This is a genomic window from Salinibacillus xinjiangensis (assembly GCF_009649735.1).
In the GTDB taxonomy this organism is placed as follows: Bacteria; Bacillota; Bacilli; order Bacillales; family Alkalibacillaceae; genus Salinibacillus; species Salinibacillus xinjiangensis.
The window spans coordinates 351091-368587 of the sequence record NZ_WJNH01000002.1; the positions used below are offsets into that span (position 1 = coordinate 351091).

General features: G+C 35.7%; 15 protein-coding genes and 1 riboswitch. Of the genes, 4 read left to right on the plus strand and 11 right to left on the minus strand.

The window, feature by feature from the left end; all coding sequences use genetic code 11:
* Nucleotides 1-78 precede the first annotated feature (78 nt).
* From GH754_RS04485 to GH754_RS04495, 3 genes are all read right to left on the minus strand, one after another.
* A complete protein-coding gene (locus GH754_RS04485; protein ID WP_153727523.1) occupies nt 79-2037 on the minus strand; it encodes an EAL domain-containing protein in 1959 nt (652 codons plus the stop codon).
* Between the two features lie 25 nt (nt 2038-2062).
* Entirely contained in the window at nt 2063-3439 is a 1377-nt protein-coding gene (locus tag GH754_RS04490) for a TrkH family potassium uptake protein (RefSeq protein ID WP_228550123.1), read from the minus strand.
* 153 nt (nt 3440-3592) lie between these two features.
* Nucleotides 3593-4027: a YwpF family protein gene (locus GH754_RS04495; protein ID WP_153727524.1), complete on the minus strand. Its 435-nt coding sequence runs from the start codon at nt 4025-4027 to the stop codon at nt 3593-3595.
* A 197-nt stretch (nt 4028-4224) separates the two neighbouring features.
* Between GH754_RS04495 and GH754_RS04500 the strand changes: the two genes are divergently transcribed.
* On the plus strand, nt 4225-4794 hold the full coding sequence (locus GH754_RS04500) for an FAD-dependent oxidoreductase (RefSeq protein ID WP_153727718.1): 570 nt from the start codon (nt 4225-4227) through the stop codon (nt 4792-4794).
* Nucleotides 4795-4840: 46 nt separating this feature from the next.
* Here GH754_RS04500 and GH754_RS04505 read toward each other — a convergent pair whose 3' ends face one another.
* The 7 genes from GH754_RS04505 to GH754_RS04535 form a co-directional block, all read right to left on the minus strand.
* Complete coding sequence (locus tag GH754_RS04505) at nt 4841-5173, minus strand: hypothetical protein (protein WP_153727525.1); 333 nt, start codon at nt 5171-5173, stop codon at nt 4841-4843.
* Nucleotides 5174-5272: 99 nt separating this feature from the next.
* Nucleotides 5273-5381: riboswitch (SAM riboswitch) on the minus strand.
* 55 nt (nt 5382-5436) lie between these two features.
* Nucleotides 5437-6018 carry a hypothetical protein gene (locus GH754_RS04510; RefSeq protein ID WP_153727526.1) on the minus strand — a complete coding sequence of 194 codons (582 nt, stop codon included), beginning with the start codon at nt 6016-6018 and terminating at the stop codon, nt 5437-5439.
* 300 nt (nt 6019-6318) lie between these two features.
* Nucleotides 6319-7026, minus strand: coding sequence for a YwaF family protein (locus tag GH754_RS04515; RefSeq protein ID WP_153727527.1), 708 nt, complete (start codon nt 7024-7026; stop codon nt 6319-6321).
* Between the two features lie 153 nt (nt 7027-7179).
* The gene (locus tag GH754_RS04520) at nt 7180-8292 is read right to left on the minus strand and encodes a CapA family protein (protein WP_153727528.1); all 1113 of its coding nucleotides are present in this window, start codon (nt 8290-8292) and stop codon (nt 7180-7182) included.
* Nucleotides 8293-8455: 163 nt separating this feature from the next.
* Nucleotides 8456-9544, minus strand: a complete 1089-nt coding sequence (locus tag GH754_RS04525; protein WP_153727529.1) for an AI-2E family transporter — start codon at nt 9542-9544, stop codon at nt 8456-8458.
* Nucleotides 9545-9672: 128 nt separating this feature from the next.
* A complete protein-coding gene (locus GH754_RS04530; RefSeq protein WP_153727530.1) occupies nt 9673-10392 on the minus strand; it encodes an OmpA family protein in 720 nt (239 codons plus the stop codon).
* On the minus strand, nt 10389-12200 hold the full coding sequence (locus GH754_RS04535; RefSeq protein ID WP_153727531.1) for a MotA/TolQ/ExbB proton channel family protein: 1812 nt from the start codon (nt 12198-12200) through the stop codon (nt 10389-10391). Before GH754_RS04535 ends, GH754_RS04530 begins: the two co-directional genes overlap by 4 nt.
* Before the next feature lie 159 nt (nt 12201-12359).
* Here GH754_RS04535 and GH754_RS04540 point away from each other — a divergent pair, with 159 nt between their 5' ends.
* Nucleotides 12360-13625 carry a SpoIID/LytB domain-containing protein gene (locus GH754_RS04540; RefSeq protein ID WP_228550124.1) on the plus strand — a complete coding sequence of 422 codons (1266 nt, stop codon included), beginning with the start codon at nt 12360-12362 and terminating at the stop codon, nt 13623-13625.
* Nucleotides 13626-13767: 142 nt separating this feature from the next.
* Nucleotides 13768-14385 (plus strand): glycerol-3-phosphate acyltransferase, encoded by a 618-nt coding sequence (locus GH754_RS04545; RefSeq protein WP_323741864.1) that lies wholly within the window; start codon nt 13768-13770, stop codon nt 14383-14385.
* A gap of 41 nt (nt 14386-14426) precedes the next feature.
* Here GH754_RS04545 and GH754_RS04550 read toward each other — a convergent pair whose 3' ends face one another.
* Nucleotides 14427-15641: an MFS transporter gene (locus tag GH754_RS04550; protein ID WP_153727533.1), complete on the minus strand. Its 1215-nt coding sequence runs from the start codon at nt 15639-15641 to the stop codon at nt 14427-14429.
* 444 nt (nt 15642-16085) lie between these two features.
* On the opposite strand from GH754_RS04550, the gene GH754_RS04555 reads away from it, so the two are divergent.
* A complete protein-coding gene (locus GH754_RS04555; RefSeq protein WP_153727534.1) occupies nt 16086-17375 on the plus strand; it encodes an ATP-binding protein in 1290 nt (429 codons plus the stop codon).
* Nucleotides 17376-17497 lie beyond the last annotated feature (122 nt).

Below are 17497 nucleotides of genomic sequence, written 5' to 3' on the forward strand. Positions count from 1 at the left end.
CGAGCTTATGGAGATAGTATTCAATCTTTAAGAATCCATAAAAAACAGCCTCTCCCTATATAGGATTAGCTGTTTTCTTTAGCACAAAAACGATTCCACTTTGTCGGCTGCTACGGGTTTACTAATATAAAAGCCTTGGATTTCATCACATTTTTCATTTTTAAGAAACTCCAACTGCTCCTTAGTCTCGACTCCCTCAGCAATCACCTTCATATTTAATGCATGTGACAAATGAATAATTGACTTTACAATGGATTGGTTTTGTTCTCTTTGACCTCTAATAAATAGCTGATCAATCTTAAGCTTACTCAATGGAAATTGACTTAAATACTTCATGGACGAATACCCTGTGCCAAAATCATCAATAGAAACATTTACCCCTAGTCCCTTTAATCCATTCAAGGTTTCCATGATAAATTCTTCATTGGACATAGCCATACTTTCAGTAATTTCCAGCTCTAAGTATTTTGGGTTTAATCCGGTTTCCTGTAATACAGCTTCCACCTTCTCAACAAGACTTTTTTGTAAAAACTGCTTAACAGACAAATTCACACTAATCTTCATAGGAGAATACCCTTTATCTTGCCATTCCTTTGTCTGTCTACATGCCTCTTTCAGAACCCAATCCCCTATTTCAATGATCAAACCCGTTTTTTCTGCTAAAGGAATAAACACTCCTGGCGAAATTGACCCCTTCTCCGGATGATTCCATCGTAATAAAGCCTCAAAACCAATCACACAATTAGTTGAAATATCCACTTGTGGCTGATAATGAATCTCGAATTGTGATAATCTTATCGCTTTCCTCAGCTCGTTTTCAATGGTCAGCATTTCTTTAAAGTTTTCTGTAATCGATGATTCAAATAATTGATAATGATTCCGCTGTTTATCTTTAATCACATACATCGCAGAGTCCGCATGTTTCACTAATTCGTTTGAGCTTGTTCCATTTTCAGGATAAATACTGATCCCAATACTAACGGTTGTGTATATCTCATAATCATTTACATCAATTGGCGTTTGAAAAGCAGCGATTATCTTTTTTGCCAACTCCTCTGCCTCATGCTTAGATTGAATTCCTCTTTGCAAAAGTAAAAACTCATCCCCGCTCATTCGTGCAATAAAGTTCTGTTCATTAAGTAATTGCTTCAATCGCTCTGAGCATGCTTTTAACATTGCATCCCCAAACTGATATCCAAGCGTATCATTTATTTGTTTAAAGTTATCAACGTCAATAAAGTGGACAGCCATCCGACAATCCTCTTCTCTACATTCTTTAATAGCCTCTTCTAAAGTTTTATTGAAAAAATTCCGATTAGGCAACTCAGTTAACTCGTCATAATAGGCCATAAATTCTATTTGTTTTTCGCTACGAACTCTCTCTGAAACATCACGAATAATCGCAATACGTAATTGTCTATTCGTATCCGCATATACTTGAGGTAGCACTTCCACATAGATGGATTGTCCGTCTTTTTTATAGCCTTTTAAACGGTAGGGTCCTTCATGATATGTATTGATGTTCTTCTTTAAGACATCCAAATATTTTCGATCAACAATTGAAAACACAGATTGATCCAAAAGTTCCTCTTTTGAATAACCTAGAATTTGTGCAAAGGATTGATCACAATCCACAATCCTCCCCTCCTCATGAAGCACCATACCTTCTGAGGGCTGCTTCATCATTTTACTTAGGGAATACAACAAATTGTCTTTTTTCTCACTTAACCGAATGGGATTTAAATGTATGCAAAATTGATGTTCATCAACCTTCCAGCTTTTGACTTGTACAACATTCGAAACTGGTGTTTTCATATCTACTAGCATTTGATGCTCTTCTTTTTCTGTGATTAGGTTTGATTCAAAGTATGTGTCAGCTTTCTTTCCAGTCACATTGGCATCTCCGAGAACTTGAATGGCAGATTTATTCGCATATAGGATCTTTCCAGATTCGTTGATAAAAAGTAGTGCATCTCCTAAATATTCTGTAAGCTTTCCCGGAACCAAAAGCTTTTCGATCATCGAATTCTTTTCCAACTTAATTCCTCCTAGAAGGTTTGACTTAACCGATGATAATTCTCTCCTTTGGATAGTGGAATTCGCCTCCCTTTTTCTCCTTTTTAAACGAGAATAAGAAGGTTAGAAGCCCAATTCGACCGATAAACATCAAAAACATAAGAACGATTTGACTTCCTTCAGATAAACCGGCTGTAATTCCCATCGATAGTCCTGTCGTTCCGAATGCCGAGCTTACCTCAAAGATAATTGAACCAAGTGAATAATTTTCCAAACTAGAAACAATGACTACAGATGTCATAAACAGAAAAACTGCCATCAATGTGACCACAACTGCCTTAAATAGATCCTCCTCGTGAATTTCTCGACGAAAGATTGTTACATTTTTCTTTCCCCTTGCAAACGTTAAAATAAATATAATCACTAAAGCAAAAGTGGTTGTTCGAATTCCCCCTCCAACACTACTTGGAGAAGCTCCAATAAACATTAGCATCGACGTGACCAACTGAGTTTGTTCTGTCAACAGACTCACATCCATCGTTGATAAACCGGCGCTACGAGTCGTTGTGGAATGAAATATACTATAGAAGATGATTTCGTGCCATTTCTTATCGGCAAAAAAATGACTCCACTCTAATAGAATCGTAATGATAAAGCTAAATAATAATAATGCGCCATACGTTAATGTTGTTACTTTTGTAAACAAACTAAATCGCATAAATTTACGTTCTTCTGAAGTGGAAAACAAATAATCCTTGACCTCAATTAAGACAGGAAATCCTATTGCACCAATGATTATCAAAGATATATTTATTAATTGAACAAAGTAATCATCTTTAAACGGAACTAAGGATTGGCCAGTTATATCAAATCCTGCATTGGTAGTTGCACTTATAGATGCAAAAAAACCGTTAAAATAGGCCTCTTGCCAAGATGAAAAATAATTTAAGAAGTAGGTTCCTAAAATAAGGAATCCGACAAGTTCAACTAACAAAATGAGCCTTAAGATCCCTCTCATCAGTTTAACCATGCCTTGGAATGAAATTTGGTTATGATCGACCATTATAAGACGTCGTTCCTTCAAGCCAATCTTTTTACCAATAAGGATCCAAACAAAGGTTCCGATTGTCATGACTCCGATGCCACCAAATTGAAGAACAAAGGCCAAAAGAAAAATCCCTAGTGTATTAAATGTATCTACTATGGAAACAACCGATAAACCAGTAACACTAACTGCACTTACTGATGTAAAAAGCACCTCCATAAATGGTAGGGATATTCCCTCTTTTTGAGCAAAGGGTGCGCCTAGTAACAGGCAGGCTATAGTGACAGCAATTGCATAAAAGATAATAATGAGCTGTACAGGGGATCTATTGTTCAGCCACTCTGTGAATTTATTTTGTTTATACATAACTTCCTTCATAGTTACTTTCTCCCTTATTTCCCTAAAATCCTTCTTATCATGACAATAATTAACTTAGATATCAACCTTTTTGACAAATTTTTTTATAATTAATCACTATTTTAACCAAATATAAAAATACCCCGCTCCTAATTAAGCGGGATTATGTGGAGGCTAGTTAGAGGATATCTCTACTATCTTATTTTTCTTTTTAAACAATCGTAGTAGCTCTTCTCCTTGATAACCCTCTTGAATAAGCTCTTGAAGCATCTCTTCAACCTTGTCCTGTCTTCTATTCACAAGAGTACCAATGAATAAAACGTTGATTGCATTTCCAATATTATTTAATCCGACAATTTTAGCCATCATGGTAGCAGGTTCATTTGTTTCTTTTGAAATTTTCACTTGTAATACATGCTCACGATTTTCATTTTTCTTTTGTTGGAAGTATTCTTTTTGGTTATCGTCCATATATGCCTCAATGAGCCAATGGTTATCATCGTCTTCACGGTTGATAATTAAGCCATCATTTAATGGAATGGGGCGATTGATAAGCTCATCACCATTTTTTTCAAGAACATCTAAAGAAATAAGTTTAAATGTTTTCATAATGTCCTCCTTTATACTTCTATTATAATGCTTTTCAGGTATCAAATTCAAAATGTACTTGAATTTTCCTAAATTCAACCGTCAAGTTATGTTTTACCAACACGCAGAATGGCTATATTAATGATGAGTAGACTCTAATAGTTACATAAAGGATTTTTATAGTATAAGGTATTTCAGAAAAGGAGTAGATAATAATGATGTACGACATCGCCATCATTGGTGGGGGTCCTGCTGGAGCAAGTGCTGCCATTTTTGCATCAAAGGCAGGAAAAAAGACACTGCTAGTCGACCATGGGAAAAGTATTACGAAAAAGGCTTGGATTAAAAACCATTATGGAGTTAAAGATATTGAAGGGCCTGACTTAGTTGAGGTTGGTTTACAGCAGGCAAAAGCCTTAGGTGCAGAATTTAAAACGGATGAAATTAACAAAATTGAAGAGCATAAGGATCACTTTTTAGTTCAAATGGGAAAACATGAATATGAGGCAAAGCATATATTACTAGCTACAGGATTATCTGTTGATTTGGCAGAACAAATGGGACTAAAAATTGTAGATGGGAAAGAGCCCCGTATTGCTCGTAACATTAAAGTAGATGAGCACGGAAAGACAGGCAAGAAAAATGTCTGGGCAGCTGGAACAGTTGCCGGAGAAAGTGTTCATACAATTATTACGGCGGGGCATGGCGCAAAAGTCGCCGTTAACATTATTAGTGAAATCAACGGGGAACGGTATGTTGATCACGACATTTTACAAAGTAAAGACTAATAAAACAGGGTGGGATACACCACCCTGTTCATCTTAATATAAGGCATTAACTTGAAATAATTTGAGCATAATGACTTGCCTCATGATTGAAGTCAAATCCAATTTCCTTAAATTTTTGAATTATAAATCGGTCAACTGCATATGGTCCCTTGCTTTGATAATGTTTTATTTCATTCCAATTGGTTAAGAAAAAGTAGGCTTCCTCCCCTTCTTTCCATCTAATTTCAAGAAAATTGCTGTCATGGTCAACTTTTTCAATTATCACATCGCGTTTTTGATCTGCAAGTTCTCTCCTAAAGCATCTTAAAACATGCTCTAAAAATAAACTTGTCTCCATATTCTTAGCCATATATCCCCTTGCTGTACCAGAAGCTCTCAAAAGACTCATCCCCTTTTTTGATCTTTTTAATCACTTATCGTAAATAAAAAAGGTTCCTTTTGCTTTAAGCAAAAAGAACCTTGTCATTTAAGTTCACGTTCCTTATCACTCAAAGCTTTTTTGCTTTGCTGGTGGGAGCACCTTACTTTTGTTAAGTAGGTTGCTGTGGAATCAACGAGCCAGTTCTCTCATCCACTCTTGATAAGCGATTAAATTGTAAGTAAAGAATAACATAATTAAGTATAAAGTACAAAGATAAAACCCTATATTTGGAACATCTGATTAGGTATAGATAAATGCTGTTGATTTTCATGAAGCGTATCAAAGTATTGGTGTAAAGGTCCTTCATATATTTTGTCTAATTGGCTGGTTTTACGGTATTCATCGGGCGTGATCAATCCTAAAGGCTTTTCCCATACTTCAATACCTGCAATCTTTAATACTGTGGCGACAAACTGTGAACAAAAATAGGCATGTCTGCGGTCAAGTGATTTTCCGAATGGCACTGTCGCAATTCCTAATAGGTTATATCGGTAATTCCTATCATTTTTCTTAAAGTGCTGAATAACTCTTTGCATCTTATCCTTCTGTCGCTCACTAACTTGTAGGCTATAAATCTCACAGGTTGTATTTGGAAATCTTGCATAAACACCATTATGAACACATTCCTTCACAAAACCTGCTCGAACGGGGTTATACGGTTTTTTTCTACCAAAGCTGTACAACTCCGTCAATTCCTTATTCAAGGATATTGATACATGATTATAAGGTGCTCCCGTATATAGCCCAATAGTTTGTGAAAATACCGATCCGGTTTTAGTAAGCAAAATGTAAACATTGGCCATTTTAACTTTTACTCCTCTCTAAAAAACTATACCGCATTCTAGAGAAGGATTCTATCTTTTTTTTAATTATTAACCACTTTTTTCATTATTTTGAATAAATAAACTGGAAAATAAATCTATTGTTTGTACCGATTGATTTTTTTTATTTCCCATATCAGGCCAACTATAAAGCTAATTAACGTAAATAAGATAAAAAAGTCTGGCTGAAATTTTCCATCTATAAAATAACCGGATACATAACCGACTATAACACCTATTAGAATCGAAATAATTGCGATTTTCAAAACTGCACTCCTCCACTTATCTAAATTTAAAAGGAAGATATAATAAAATAAAAACAACAAAAGCTATACATTCAAGGTAAATAATGTACCATGGAAAATCAGGAAGGTAATCAAGTACACTCAGATTTGTGGGTTTATGTGCTAAAAACATATAATTAGCATCAATGACCTTATTGATGAAGTATATGATAACGGCAATCCCATTTAAAACCAACATCGCCCATAATACGGAACAAAATGTTACGCGTAGTCCTTCTACAACCACCATATACAAGGAGGCTAAGATTATGGAGAAATGTGCAACAAAAAAATGAAAATATCGATAATGCGGAAAACCGTCAAACAATTCGGGCGTTAGTATGGCTTGAATTGCCCCTCCTATACCTAAAAAATATACAACCTCAAACAATTTTCGAGATTTTGTAATCAACATTATGATACTCATGAGCAAGGAAATCGAACATAATTGTAACGGTAATGTTTCTTTAACATTCCATGCTCCTGTAGTAATATACCAAATATTTAAACTAACTTCACTGATAGCTAAAACACCAATGAGGATGTACCTTAACCAATCATGTAAATTGGCTGGTTTTAATTTTTTTCCATTCACAAAGAGTATAACACATAACAAAAGGCCTATAGCAATCACCACAATGTGTGATTGAGAGAAAAGTTGAAAGGATTGACCTGGATTTGTAGGTGAAAAATAGGATTCGAACATGATGAATTAAAGCCTCCACATCCTGTAGCTTTAGATACTTAATCATACATTCAAATAAACGACACTTCCATTATTTTAATACAATTTTCCTTATGATTCGAGCTGTTATTAGCTACAATGAAAAAGAACCCATAACCAAGGGTTCCTTCCATACTATTCTAGAGGCTGGATCTCCATTCCATCCATCTCCACATTATAGGAGATATCCTCTAAATAATTTAATAATCTTGTATGTTCCTGCCCTTCTAACGGGTGAATTTGGTTAGCGCGAATGTAATACGGGTTGAAACTCATCTTAATTACATTCCCATCCAAGGTTAACGTAAGTAGACCTGTTTCTGCTGTTCTCCCTTGGACGTAGTCAGGAAATAGAAAATTCCCTAAAGAGTATGCAATTGGTTTCTCCTTATAGTACTCAAATCCTTGTAACACATGTGGATGTGCTCCAATAATGGCATCTGCCCCTGCTTCAATCATCTCTCTTGCATATTGTCTTTGCCAATTTTCAGGACGATTATTCCCTTCTACACCCCAATGGATATAAACACATAAATAATCGGTATCTTGAGCCTCTCTTTTAATTGTTTCTAAAACACGGTCCTTTTGATATGCGCTAGCTATCACAGGTCCCTCTCCTTCATACCAACGAACGGCAGGAAGAAAGCGTGAAAATCCAAGCAGTTTAATGGTCCTTCCCTTCAATACTATCTGTTGTGCACTGTAGGCCTTATCTTTATTTTTACCCGCTCCAAAATATTTGAGATTATTTTGCTCCAAATGTTTTAACGTATCGAGAAAACCATCAATTTGATAATCCATTGCATGGTTATTGGCAAGACTCACCATATCAAAACCAGTATTTTTAACACCTTTTAATGCAATGGGATCTGATTTAAAATTGTACAATTGAACTGTATCCTTTTCCTTTTCTTTCGTGACCGCAGTTTCTAAATTAAGAATTGATAAATCTGCCTGACTTACTTCCTCCTTTACATATTGAAAGGGATAATCTGGCCCATACTGTTGAACAGCTGTTTTCACAGACCAATCAAATAAGGTGTCTCCAGCAAATAAAAGTGTGATAGGCTCTTGAGGTAAAAGTTGAAATGCTGCATGTGCGGGGAAATATTTTTTGTCGATAGCTGTTTCATAGGAGATGTGATACGCATAAATTCGTTTTTCCTTATCACCAATTAAGGCTTGAAGACCCGTAATGAAAAGCCAACTAATCAAAATAATCATCCCAAATATGATTCCTCTTTTCATAGCTCTTCCTTCCCGAGGCTAGATCCAAGTAACCAGTTATATACCAGGATCCTCCTCTACTTACTTTTTTTCTCACTACTTATATATGCGAGAAGGAAGATTAGTAGAATCATTAATAGGAATGAAAAAAGCTGTCCTCTTATAGGACAGCTAACAGTTGATATTATATTGTTTTATGTTTTTTATCTTCTCGATGTATGGAATATAGCTTATAGATATGTTGTACGATGACTTTGCCAACAGCATATGTTGGGATAATTAAGATCATACCTAGAACTCCTGCTAAATTCCCCCCTACTAAAACCAAAAGAATAATGGTTAGCGGGTGAACATTTAGCGTCTTTCCCATCACGAGTGGTGAAATTAAATTACTCTCAGCCTGTTGGGCCACAAGCATGACAATAATGACGTAAAGAATCATGATAGGTTCTTGGAATCCTGCTGCAATAATAGCAGGTATGGCCGCAATAAATGGACCTAAGAACGGAATGACATTGGTAACCATTCCAAATAAAGCAAGCAGTAACGAATAATCCAAATCGATGATGAGATAGCCAATAAAGAGAGCAAGTCCTACAAAGGAGCTCACAATTAATTGCCCTTGGATGTAGCTAGCTATCGCTCTGTCCATATCATGGAATACTGATCGAATTTGTTCGGTATTAGACTTTGAAAAGAAACGTGTAACATTTGGGACAAATTTTTCTTGGTCACTCAGTAAATAGAATAAAATAAATGGAACAATCACTAAGGAAATGACAAAGCTAACAACATTACCTAATATAGAACCAATGTATGTTCCAGTGGACATAATAATCGTTTCTAACCTATCTGTTACATATTGAGCCGCATCCTTCACATAGTCTGGCATGTATTCTTGATTTTCTTGCCAGTATTCAACACCTGACTCCACAACATCAACCATTTCAGGAACGTTATCCACTAAATTGTTAAACTGTTGCTGTACAACCGGTGCAATAACTGAAATGATAACAACAAAGACCCCAATAAACAAGATAAACAATAGTAGAATCCCTAGTTTACGTGGAATTTTAACCTTCTCTAGTTGGTTAATTATGGGTCGAAACAAATAAAACAAGATGCCCGCTAATAAAAACGGAACAAATAATGTTTGAAAGAATACAACCAGTGGAGTAAAAATAAACTGAACCTCATTAATTAGCCAAACAATGACTAAAAATAAAATAATACCAATAGCAACCCGAAACCATTTTGTATTTGTTAGTCTCATATATAACCTACCAATCTTATTCCTATTAAATTCATTTTAAAACCTATTATTATATTACCATTATTGCTATATTTTTCATTATGTATTCCTGAATTTTTTCAGAAAAAACAGCCTGTTATAAAAGGCTGCTAATCATTTTGGATATTCAAATCATCGAGGACATCCTGCATTTGTTCATTCATGGCTAATCGGAACTTCAATTCTACTCTTCTTGATTGGTCCATATCTTCTTTACCATCTACTAAAATCGGCATACTTTCTGAGCGACCTATTGCTGAAATCTTCTCACGTAATATGTCTTTATTAGGAAAATCACCAAATTCATCACTAAGTATATAGCTCACAATACTAAATGCTCTTGCCTGCGAAAGCTCTAAATTGTACATATATGTACCATCAGAGTCAGTATGGCCTTCGATTAAAATAGAATCAATCGCCGCACGATTTTCTTCATTTAATAATACGGAGGAGTAGATTGGGATAATTTGCTTTAATTGTTGCTTAAATTCTGGCTTAAGGGCTGTTTGATCATAATCAAATAGCAGATCACTATCAAACTTAATTGAACCGGATTCCTGGTCAATTTCTACCTTTACCCCTTCCTCCTGAAAGGCTTTAGATAGTTGTTCAATCATCCCCCGCTCATAGCCAACAAGCGAATCGATGATTTCCTCCTGTTCCTGTATATCCTTCTCCTTGCCCTCAAGCTCTTGCTGCTTGGTAAACATAAGGGTAATTAAAATCAGTAAAATCACAAGCAATATCGTCGCTAAAATATCCGTAAATGCTGGCCAAAAGTTCCCTTCTTTTGTACTGGATTTGAATAAGCGATCGTATTTCGAATTCATGGTCGACTATTCTCCCTGTATGGTAAAGTCCGAACTGAATTTCTCATTTGTTGATCCCATTGATCAATTCGATTTCGAATATCGCCAACTGCACTCACGACCTCGCGATTGGACATCTGATGAGACTGTAGATGGTTATTAACATAATCATTTACAGCTGAGAACTGTCTTTCCATCGCCTGATTTGTACTGGAGACATACTGCTCAAATTGCTGAATGCTATTTTGGAGGTTTTTCCCTAGGATATTATCTAAGTTACGAAACGCATCGTTAATTTGCTGGTTAAAATCATACATGACTTGTTTCATTTGATTGGCTTGGTCTTGCGTGTTTTGCTTTAAACCATCCTTAACATCACGAATTAAATCATAGGATTGTTGCACAAACTCGCGATTGGATTTATCAGCTTGCTCGAATACGAATTTAATTTCATCAAATTGTCTTCTCGTACCCTCATTATGCGATGCAAAGGAATTTATTTCATCCCGAAGTCTTTTGAGTTCCTCTCTTTGCCCTTGATAAAACTTCATAAATTCCTGTTTCTCCTGATCCATACTCGTATATTGTGCCTGGAGTCGCTCAAATTGGCTCTCTAACACCATCACATTTTCCGCAAAGTTTTTCGTCACATGTAGCAATTGATCAAAGGAACGGTCCTTAAGTACTTCCTGAATGGTATCTGTCGCTCTTCCGACGTTACTAATAAAGTCTTTATTTTTATTTTCAAGCTGATCCATCGTATAGACGATTTTCTCTAACTGATTTACATTCCGTTTGTAAAAGTCGTCCATCTTCTCAAATGAATTTGTCATTTTTTGTTCAACTTTTTCCATATATCCCTTACTATCATTGGTTAGCTGTTGTATGTGAGTACTGGTTTGATTCACAAAACTAGAAACATCCTTTGTCAATCCATTTACACTGTCATTAACACTTTGTAACGAACTCTCCTGTTTTTCAAGCTGCTGCAAAAATTGATGAAACTGTTCATGGATGTAATCCATGCGTGAATTAAAGTTTTCAGAAGCTGTTTCTAAATTATCAAAAATTCCATACAGCGTATCTGTACTTTCTGAAAATTTCTCGTTATAGGCGACCATATTGCTTGAAGCCTTTTCCATGGTGTCGGAAAAATGGTCAAGCTCTCTTAAGCTTTGGTGCATATCAGTTATGGCTGTTTTCACCTGATTCAAGGAATCCACCATTCGACTTTCCCACGTATGCTTAGCATAGGATTGCAATAAATTTTCCGCTCTTAATGTGAGCTGTAGCATTAAATGCTTTGCATCCCAATTGCGGTGAACATACGTAATAACGAGGGACGCTGCAATCCCAAATACACTAGTAAAAAACGCGGTGTAAATTCCATCTAAAACATTTTGAATAGAAGCCTGCATATCTCCCCCACCAATGTTCAGCCCGGATAATGCAGTAATAAGGCCTACAAACGTTCCCAAAACTCCTATGAGTATGACAGTAGATCCCGCGGAATGAATTCGATTAATGCTACTCAAAATACTGTTAGAATTATATGGCGGTGAGTACTTGGACATATAAGATTCCACAAATGCTTGCACATCAATATGATCCTTTTCACTATGATTTTCTATATCATATTGTTGCTTTATTCCTTTCCAAAACTCACTATTTTCAACATTTCGCTCAGATGAATCTAATTGGCTTTTTAAGAATTTAAATATATGAAGATTTTGCATGATCACTCGTACTGAAACAACGGTTAAAAAAACAAAGATAATGACGATAATATACCGTGCAAAATCATTACTAGCTGGTAAAAAGTCAAACAATTTTATGCCTCCTCTTCGCTTTCCATCGTGTAGTGAAGAACTCTTTGTAACACTCTATTTAAAGCTGTCCCAAAATAGAACAAGGACCTTCTATGAACTACCACCACTTACCATTTCAAAGTATGAATATGGACCCGTATATTCTTAAAAAATATAAATATGAAAAAACTATGGTTGTTTATCATTTCTTGCTTTTGTCTATGGCTCTTTCCAACTCAAGTTCAGGCTGATGAACAGATGGTATCAGTCAAGCTAGTGAATTATATTCAAAATACGTCTGAAATGAACATAAAGCTTAAAGGAGATTACTTAACGCTAAGCCCAACTCTCAAGTTAAAGGAAGGAGTGAAATATAAGTTAATTGTTAAGCAGGGGGAGTTATATATTAAAGACTCGTCTGGAAGAAAGAAAATACCTGGATCATTTACGCTAATCCCTGAATCCTATGATCAAAATTTAATCTATATTAATGACCGCCCCTATCAAGGTGCCATGGATTTCACCATAGAAAACGAAAAATACATCCGACCGATAAACCAGCTCCATCTAGAGGATTATTTAAAGGGTGTCGTTCCGTTTGAAGTATTTTCGGAATGGGATTTAGAAGCATTAAAGGCACAAAGCCTTGCCGCAAGAACCTACGCCCTTATGCACCTTAATGGTGAACAGCAAATGGATGATACAATTAAATTCCAGGTGTATGGAGGATTTTCTACCTTTGAAAGAACAAATCAAGCAGTTGAAGAAACGAAAGGAGAAATCATCACCCACAATGGGAAGCCCATTCACGCCTTTTACTCCGCTAGTAATGGTGGGCATACAGAGTCAAATGGAAATGCTTGGGGTGGAAGTGATATTAGCTACTATCCAATAAAACCGGACCCTTACGACCCAAAGGAGCCTTGGGAAATTACGTTACACAAACAACAGCTTCCAACTGAATATTTTCTGTTTGCTTGGGAATTCCCCGGTATTTGGAAACATTTTGAAGAAAAAAACAAAGAAATCACAGCCAACATCAAGTCTTGGTTACAAAGCCAGGGATATCAGAATACAAAAATCCTTTCGATCCCCCACTTTTCGATTTCGAATCAACAAACAGAATCAGGGCGCTCGATTAACGGATCCATTACAATTCGATTTATGTACCAGCTACCAGGTAATTTTGTGCTAATGGACCAAATCTCCTTAGATGATGTTCCATTAACAAAAATCCGTCCAATGATTGGTGGCAGCATATTTCGTAGCTACTTAATTACATCCTTTGATTCAAGTGGTTCTGCCTATCAAATGAAGGGAAATGGATATGGACATGGGGTAGGAATGAGTCAATGGGGAGCCCAACAAATGGCGAGAGCTGGAAAGTCTTACAAACAGATTATTCAGTTTTATTTTCCTGGAACGAAAATTTCTAGTGTAAATTAAACCCAAGATAAATGGGAGAATCCACAGTGGATTCTCCCATTTTTTCACTAAAAAAGTCTTGAAAATTACTCAAAATCGATTACAGTTAAAATAGACATCCATTTTCTGCAAAAGGGGGGGATAAAAAATCGAATATATCATAATAAGCGTACTTGTCGGTTATTTATTTGGATGCATCCAACCGTCGTATTTAATTGGTAAATGGAAAAAAGCAAACATTAAAAGCTTGGGGAGTAAAAATGCAGGTGCCTCCAATGTAACAGTCGTATTTGGATGGAAATATGGAATTTTTGTAGCACTTATTGATATTTTAAAGCCCGTTATTTCTGTTCTATTTATTGGTTTATTATTTAGTCAACAAATCCATGGTAATTTTGAACACTTTCTTTACTATGCGAACGGGGCTTCTGTTATTCTAGGACACAATTTTCCTTTCTACATGCAATTTAAAGGTGGAAAAGGGACAGCTTCGGTTATCGGTCTTTTCTTCGTGATTAATTGGAAATTTGCACTTATTGGATTATTACTATTCGTGTTACTTACGATTTTAACTAACTATATTGTGATTGGGGCTATGGCCTTATACTCCGTGTTTAGTCTTTCCACCTATTTACTCGATTATGGAATATATGCATTGATGACAGCTGGATTTTTAACCATATTAGCCGTTATAATCCACCGAGATAATTTTATTCGAATAAAAAATGGGGAAGAAACTGGATTAAGAGATGCTTTTCATAAAGAGCGAAAATTAGTTTGAAATTTCGCTAGCTGGATAAAAACTCACTACTTGCGGAGTATTTATCTAGCTAGTCGTTCTGTATTTGGACTAGGATCGGGCTTAATATAAAAGAAAGTAAGAATACCTGCTACTAAACTTATTCCACTTAATGTAAGGTAGATGTATCCCGATAAAGAGTCCATCATTAACGCAATAAGAGGCGGACCAAGAGCCACCCCAATAAATCTCATGCTGCTATAAATGGAGGTAATGGTTCCCCTCACATCCTTCTCTATTCCTTCTGTAATTAACGCATCTAAACAAGGCAGAGAAATTCCAATCCCTAAACCGGCTAGAGCTAACCATACAAGTGTCATCGTTAATGACATTCCAGTTTTAACAAAAAACAAAGCAAGAGCTGCTCCCGTATTGCCTATAAAAATAAACCACTTCATAAAGGTCTTATTTTCCCCAACCTTCTTACCTGTTAGAAAGGATGCTGTACACAACACAACCAAGGGTATGGCTAATAATACTCCTTTCCATATCCCATCCATTTGAAATTCCGATTCCAATATTTCCGATAAGTAAAACAAAAAGCCAAACAAAACGAACATATTAATACATCCAATAACAAAAATAGCCGTTAACCACTGCCCATTATAATGAAACACGTTTTTAATGGATTTCAAGAAGATTTTGAAATTCTTTTCGTCCTTATCCTGTTTTGGAGCATGGACAAGTATCAGTAATAAAACTATGGCAATCAAAGAAAGAACTGGTACAGCCGCAAATGGGATAAACCAAATAAAAGCGGCGAGAACCGCTCCTAAAATTGGACTTAACACTTTCCCAAACGTATTAGAGGTTTCAATCACTCCTAAACCTTTTGTGATTTCTTCATCCTTCTTAAACATATCCCCTACCGTGGGGATTACGACCGGAAAAGCACCTGAAGCACCAATTCCCTGTAAAAATCGACCGATTAAAATTACCATGTAAGGATTTTCCATTTTCCAGGCAGCAAATGCTGAGATCGCCCCACCAATTCCGGTTATGATTAAGCTGGGAATCATAATCTTCTTACGACCAAATTTATCTGATAAATACCCTGCAATTGGGATTAAAGGAATGGCAATTACTGAGTAAACCGTGATGACTAAACTTGACTGAAAGGGACTTATGTTAAGCTCATTTTCAATCGTTGGTAAGACCGGAATAAACATCGAGTTCCCTAAAGTCATCAATAGTGGGATCGATGCCAAGGCAAATAATGCCCATTTTTGCTTAGCCATGTTAATACCCCTCATATCATTTAGTGTTTTTCATTTCGTAAAAAATTGACTCCTTTTAAAGTTTTCTATTTTCATTTCAAAATTATTCAGCCACCCTATAACAAAAAAAGACCATAGCCTGTGGTCTAAGCAGACTATGGAAAAAAGTCAAAATGGTCATTTATCGGAAAGGTTTAGCTAAAGGTACATTTCATTTTATGAAGGTAATGATTATAAATGTTCCAACCAATTTCTATATATGTTCTATACCCTTTAACTATATAATTAATCATAAATTTAGAAAGAAATTTTAATAACCGTTTTAAGTAGGAATATATCTCCTCCTATAGTATGAAAAAAAGTATTTTTCTAATTTTTGAAAAAATTAGGAGGATATTCATATTTTTTGACGAATTATTTCCTATAATAACAGTCGGAATTTAACAGAGGGAATGGAGGAACGATATGGGGGTTGGATATACAGCTATATTTGCTAATCTGTTACTAATTTTTTTATGTCAATTAATCGTTTCTATTGTCTACAACCTAAAAATCAACGGAATTCATACGAAATATCAGTATAAATTATCAATTTTCATTGCATCCTCAATCGCAATTATTCTATGTATAACATTTCACACTGATATTCAAACCGGATATATTTATGATTTACGCCATATTCCTCTCCTTTTAGGCACTTTATATGGAGGACCAGTTGTTGGTGTAGGCTTGTTCTTAGTACAATCCATTTATCGGATGTTTTTTGGCGGCGTAGGTTTATACCTCTCTTTAATTGTGGCACTTCTTATTTTATTGGTCAGTATCGTTTTTTACAAAAGGTTCTTAGCTATAAACTTTTGGCGAAAAACGCTAATTGGCGTTACCATTATCCAAATTTTTCCTTCCTTCTCCTATATTCTTATGTCCATATACCAAGAGCCAATGTTTTCTTATACTGAGTGGATTATCAATTCTTTAATTTTGACATCAGCAGTGACATTATTGATCTACTTTACGGAAGTTGTATTGAACAACGTTTTGTTAAAAGAAGCAGTATACCATTATAAAAAAACAGAGCTTGTCTCCCATTTAGCAGCAAGTATTGCTCATGAGGTTCGTAACCCGGTAACAACGGTTAGGGGATTCTTACAGCTTCTGTCTATAGAAGAAAAGGATGAACGGAAAAGGTGGTATTTCAATACGATATTCGATGAATTGGATAAGGCAGAAAATATTATTGCGGATTATTTGTACTTTGCAAAACCACAGGAGAAACAAAAGAAAACCATACAAATCGATAGAGAATTTGAAAAAATGATTAATGTTGTGACTCCTCTCGCTAATCGAAATCAAGTTCAAGTGCTTTCTGAATTACCGCCCTATTTCACTAGCGGGGTTCCCCAGCTCTTCCAACAGGCATTCATTAACATCATGAAAAACGCAATAGAAGCCATGCCTAATGGGGGGAAGCTTAATATAGACACTTTCGAAAGGGAATACGAGTTTATCATTATCATTAAAGACACAGGCCATGGGATGTCAAAGGAGCAGATTAGCAAGTTATTCCAACCCTATTTTTCAACTAAAGGAGAAAAAGGCACTGGACTTGGGTTAGTGGTTGTCCAACATATTATTGAATCGATGAACGGCAAAATCGAGGTGAAAAGTGAGCTCGGAAAAGGAACAAGCTTTCTTATAACCTTACCTAAGGATTTAGTCAGTCAGATTACATATCATGAAGTTGCCAGTGGATAATACAAAGTATATTTTCCGATAAAAAGAAGGATTCATGGACATGATAAGAATTCTTTTTTTATATGTACTTATGTTTTTTCACTAGTAGATTGGATAAAAAAATAAAATGGCGGTTATCTTAA

Coding starts and splice junctions, on each gene's coding strand:
- GH754_RS04550 (WP_153727533.1), bottom strand. CDS start 15,641: ATGGCTAAGCAAAAATGGGCATTATTTGCCTTGGCATCGATCCCACTA.
- GH754_RS04510 (WP_153727526.1), bottom strand. CDS start 6,018: ATGGCCAATGTTTACATTTTGCTTACTAAAACCGGATCGGTATTTTCA.
- GH754_RS04500 (WP_153727718.1), top strand. CDS start 4,225: ATGTACGACATCGCCATCATTGGTGGGGGTCCTGCTGGAGCAAGTGCT.
- GH754_RS04530 (WP_153727530.1), bottom strand. CDS start 10,392: ATGAATTCGAAATACGATCGCTTATTCAAATCCAGTACAAAAGAAGGG.
- GH754_RS04495 (WP_153727524.1), bottom strand. CDS start 4,027: ATGAAAACATTTAAACTTATTTCTTTAGATGTTCTTGAAAAAAATGGT.
- GH754_RS04525 (WP_153727529.1), bottom strand. CDS start 9,544: ATGAGACTAACAAATACAAAATGGTTTCGGGTTGCTATTGGTATTATT.
- GH754_RS04490 (WP_228550123.1), bottom strand. CDS start 3,439: ATGAAGGAAGTTATGTATAAACAAAATAAATTCACAGAGTGGCTGAAC.
- GH754_RS04520 (WP_153727528.1), bottom strand. CDS start 8,292: ATGAAAAGAGGAATCATATTTGGGATGATTATTTTGATTAGTTGGCTT.
- GH754_RS04540 (WP_228550124.1), top strand. CDS start 12,360: ATGAAAAAACTATGGTTGTTTATCATTTCTTGCTTTTGTCTATGGCTC.
- GH754_RS04555 (WP_153727534.1), top strand. CDS start 16,086: ATGGGGGTTGGATATACAGCTATATTTGCTAATCTGTTACTAATTTTT.
- GH754_RS04515 (WP_153727527.1), bottom strand. CDS start 7,026: ATGTTCGAATCCTATTTTTCACCTACAAATCCAGGTCAATCCTTTCAA.